The following is an 886-nucleotide window of genomic DNA, read 5'->3' as shown; positions in this document are numbered from 1 at the left end:
CCGCTTCTTAGAGCCCGCTTCATAACGGCCGAGGCAGGGTGAGCGGCGAGGGCTCTGTGCGTTTCGGGAGTGTTCGAAGCTTCCGAGGCTGCCCATGTGGCCCCCCGCCGCCCGCGCGCAGCTTGCGCGTGGGACCATCCCTTATGCAACCTGTCTGACTGACGCTGAATGGGCGCTGGTGCAGCCCTTCATGCCTCCACCTGGTCAGACCGGGCGCCCCCGACGCTGGCCGATGCGCCTGATCCTGGACGGTATTCTTTATGTGCTGCGCACGGGCTGCGCCTGGGCACATCTGCCCCGCGACTTCCCGCCGCCTGGCACGGTGCATCGCTGGTTCCTGCGCTTGGCCAGGAGTGGCATCTTCGAGCGTCTGGCGCATGCCGTCGCCATGGCCGGTCGCCAGTGTCTCTCGCGAAGCCTCTCCCACGGCCGCCGTCCTGGATGCGCAGTCCGCACGCTCCGGCGTGTCGGCGTTGCCGGTGCACGAGGCTATGACGCCGCCAAGCGCGGGGTCGGCCGCAATCGGCATGCCCTGGTCGATACCGACGGCAGGCTCCTGATGGTGGCTGTCTCGCCCGCCTCGCTGCATGACAGCCGTGGCGGGGCTGCGGTGCTGGCCGCATCCCGGCGGCCATGGCCATTCCTGTCCCGGTGCTTCGCGGATCGCGCCTATGCCGGATCTCGCGTGGCCGATGCCTCACCTCTTGCCGTGACCCTCGTCGGCAGCCCGCCCGGCCAGAAAGGCTTCGCCGTGCAGCCGCGGCGCTGGGTGATGGAACAGTCCTTCGCCTGGATCGGGCATGCCGCCGCCTGGCGCGGGATCATGAAGCCACCACCAGTTCCGCTGCAGCCCTCTTCACCCTCGCCACCGCCATGCTCCTCGTCC

At 69.3% G+C, this 886-nt stretch carries 1 protein-coding gene; it reads left to right on the top strand.

Going from position 1 to position 886, the window contains the following annotated elements:
* Positions 1-94: 94 nt before the first annotated feature.
* Positions 95-886 (top strand): IS5 family transposase gene (locus IBL25_RS26365; protein WP_187781379.1). Its coding sequence is split into 2 segments (ribosomal slippage), with 793 coding nucleotides annotated over them: positions 95-800 and positions 800-886; the frame shifts between segments, so codons are not numbered across the junction. This gene is flagged as partial in the annotation.

The sequence above is a fragment of the Pseudoroseomonas ludipueritiae genome, assembly GCF_014490445.1.
In the GTDB taxonomy this organism is placed as follows: Bacteria; Pseudomonadota; Alphaproteobacteria; order Acetobacterales; family Acetobacteraceae; genus Pseudoroseomonas; species Pseudoroseomonas ludipueritiae.
The sequence above is the reverse complement of the archived record's forward strand: the minus strand, read 5'-3'. Positions and strand labels throughout refer to the sequence as shown.